Consider the following 3,165-nt stretch of genomic DNA (forward strand, 5'->3'; position numbering starts at 1 on the left):
CGTCCCGCCCGTCGCCCCAGCCTCCGGTCCGGTACCCGGGCGGGCCGAGAGACCGGCGCCCGCCGGTTGGGCGGCCAGCCCACCGCCCCTGGCCGCGCGAAACCCCCGCGGGCAGCCGCAGTCGCCCCCGCTGCCCGGCCCGCCGATCGTGGCGGCTCCCTCGGGACCGCCCGGCCGGATCGGTTCCAGCGGGCCCGCGTCTGCGACCCATGGCTGGGGCGGCCCGGTCTGGGCGGCCGGACCGCCGGCCGGGCCGCCGCGCCGCGGACCGGTCCGCTGGCTCATCCCACTCGTCCTTGTGCTGGCGATGGCCGCCGGTGCGGGCGGCACCGGCGTCTTTCTGCTTGTCCGGTCGGACGACGGCCCTGCCGAGGCCGTGCGGTCGTACCTCACCGACGTCCGCGCCGGCCGCTACGACGCCGCCTACGATCGGCTCTGCAGCTCGGTTCGGGGCAACCGATCGGCCACCGAGTACACGATCATCATGCGGGCGCTCGACGGGATCAGCGGGGGTATCGCGTCGTTCGCCGTGCGGGGCATGCAGACCCGCCACGCCGTCGCCGCCGAGACGGTCCGGGAGGTCCAGGTCGACGTGCAGCGCGGCGATGACCCGACGAGCCGGGAGTCCTACCAGGTCGGCCGAGAGTCCGGCGACTACTGCCTGCTCACCCCGGGCGCGCCCTTCACCGCCGGTGCCGGCGGTGGCACCCTTGGCGTGCAGCCGCCGGGACCGTTCGGTGGACTGCCGGACATCCCTGATGATGGCTCAGGCGGCGGCGGCTCACGTGGTGGTGGTGGTAGTGGTGGCGGTGGCGCCGGTCGCGGTGGTCTGGACGGTGGCGGCCCGCCGGGCCGCGCCGCCTGATTCGCGTTCCGGCGACGCGGGCAGGTCCGCGGCGCTGGGCGACGTGTCGGCGGTCGCGGCGAGGCCGCCGCGCCGGGGGATGGCCAGGGCGCAGAGCAGGGCGAGCACGATGGCGATCACGCCCAGCCACAGGGCGGGCCGTGTCCCGTCGATGAACGCCGCCGGCGTGTCGTAGCCGCCGCGGGCGGCGAAGACCGACGACAGCACCGCGATGCCGAGTACCCCTCCGAGCTCGCGAAGGGCGTTGTTGGTGCCCGAGGCGATGCCCTGCATCGTGGCCGGCACGACCCCGAGGGCGACGGTCGCGATCGGCACGAAGAACAGGGCCATACCGACGCCGGAGAGGATGAACGGTCCGATCAGCGCCGCATACGCCGTGTGCGTCGTCAGCACCAGCGCCATCCAGGCGAGCCCGGCGGCGTTGAGCACCAGCCCGCCGAGCAGCAGCGGCCGGCCACCGATGCGGTCCGACACCGGCCCGGCGAGCGGTGCGATGAGCAGCGGCATCGCCGTCCACGGCAGGGTGCGCACGCCGGCCTGCAACGGCGAGTAGCCGTAGACGTTCTGCAGCGCCTGGGCCAGCAGGAAGATCGAGCCGAACATGCCCAGTGAGAACAGCAGCGCGGTGGCGTTGACGGCCGCGAAGCCGGGGACGCGGAACAGGCTCATCGGCAGCATCGGCGCCGCGCCTCGGCGGGCGACCCGCAGTTCCCAGGCGACGAACGCACCGATGCCGAGTCCGCCGAGCACCAGAGCGGCGAGCACCGAGGTGCTCGTCCAGCCGTGCCCCTCTCCGCGGACGAGGCCGAAGGCCACGCCGAACAACCCGGCGCTGATCAGCGCGGCGCCCGCGAAGTCGAGCCTGGCGGAGCGGCCCCGCGACTCGGCGAGCGCGCGCAGCCCGACGGGCAGCGCGACGAGGCCTACCGGCACGTTGACCCAGAAGATCCACTGCCAGCTCGCGCCCTCGGTGACCGCCCCGCCGATGAGCGGGCCGACCGCGACGGCCAGTCCGGTCATCGCCCCCCAGATGCCGAGGGCGGCGCCCCGGCGCTCCTCGGGCACGGCCGCGGCGAGCAGCGTGAGGGTCAGCGGTAGCACGAAGGCCGCGCCGACGCCCTGCACGGCTCGGGCGGCGATGAGGGCCTCGATGGACGGGGCGAGCGCGGCGCCCGCGCTGCCCAGGGTGAACACCGCGAGACCGGCGAGGAACACCCGGCGGCGGCCGAGCCGGTCGCCCAGCGCGGCGCCGGTGAGCAGCAGGACGGCGAACGGCAGCGTGTAGGCGTTCACCGTCCATTCCAGGCCCTCCAGGCCGGCGCCGAGATCGTCGCGGATCTGCGGGAGCGCGGTGGTGACCACCAGGTTGTCCAGGGACACCATGAACGCGGCCAACGAGGTCACGACAATGGTCCAGGCGGTGCTGGGGCGTCGAGGCACGGCGGATCTCCTTTCACTTTTCTTGTGAGTACTCACTACCTTCGACAGGTAGTAATCGGTCACTACCTTGAGAACTCGGGCTGCGCTATGCCTCGCGGGGAACGAGCGGGCCGCGATCGGTTCGAAACCGGATCAGGGGGTAGGCGGTTCCGGTGCCTCGGGTTCCGGCGCCTCGGGTCTCGGGGCGGCGGGTTTCAGCGTGGCGGGTTTCAGCATGGCGGGTTTCAGCGTGGTGGGTTTCAGGGCGCCGGCGGTCGAGCCTGGTGGCGCCGCCGTGCAGACCATCTGCGCCCACTGCTCGTCGATGACGGAGAGGTCCATCGCCGCGATGATGTTGAACAGCATGCCGTAGGCGAAGAACAGCCGGATCTCGTCGGTCGGCAGGCCGGTGATGCGGATCACGGTGTCCCACAGTCGGTGGAACCCGTTGCGGGCCGCGACCTGAATCTCCGGGTCGTAGCAGCCGGAGTAGGCCTGCAACTGGTTGAGCAGATACGTCGGGTCCGCCAGCAGCTCCTGGTAGGACTCCTTCATCGCCTCCAGCGCGGCTTCGCCGGTCAGCTCGCCGGCGGCCCGTTCGAAGTGGGTGGCGGTCCGGCGGAAGACGTCGTCGATGACGGCGAGGAACAGCGCCTTCTTCGTCGGGTACAGCCGGAACAGGTACGGCTGGGAGATGCCGGCCCGCTCGGCGATCGACTCCGTCGACGTGCCGGTCAGCCCGCCGTGGGCGAACTCCTCCACCGCGGCGGCGAGTACGCTCGCCCGCCGCTGCTCGGCGCTCATTCGTCCGCCGCCGCCATCCGTCCGCGTCGCCACAACCAGAAGGTAGTGGTCACTCACTAACGTGTCAAGCCCGGTAG

General features: G+C 72.8%; 3 protein-coding genes. 1 reads left to right on the top strand and 2 read right to left on the bottom strand.

What is annotated here, in order from left to right; translation table 11 throughout:
* Window positions 1-865 (top strand): hypothetical protein (locus tag NBZ85_RS29445; protein WP_261563200.1); only part of this gene is annotated, 865 nt, incomplete at its 5' end.
* Here NBZ85_RS29445 and NBZ85_RS29450 read toward each other — a convergent pair.
* On the bottom strand, window positions 782-2,305 hold the full coding sequence (locus tag NBZ85_RS29450) for a DHA2 family efflux MFS transporter permease subunit (RefSeq protein ID WP_261563202.1): 1,524 nt from the start codon (window positions 2,303-2,305) through the stop codon (window positions 782-784). The genes NBZ85_RS29445 and NBZ85_RS29450 overlap by 84 nt on opposite strands.
* A gap of 132 nt (window positions 2,306-2,437) precedes the next feature.
* A partial coding sequence (locus tag NBZ85_RS29455) for a TetR/AcrR family transcriptional regulator (RefSeq protein WP_261563204.1) occupies window positions 2,438-3,165 on the bottom strand: 728 nt, incomplete at its 5' end.

The organism is Frankia tisae (assembly GCF_025403405.1).
Classification (GTDB): domain Bacteria; phylum Actinomycetota; class Actinomycetes; order Frankiales; family Frankiaceae; genus Frankia; species Frankia tisai.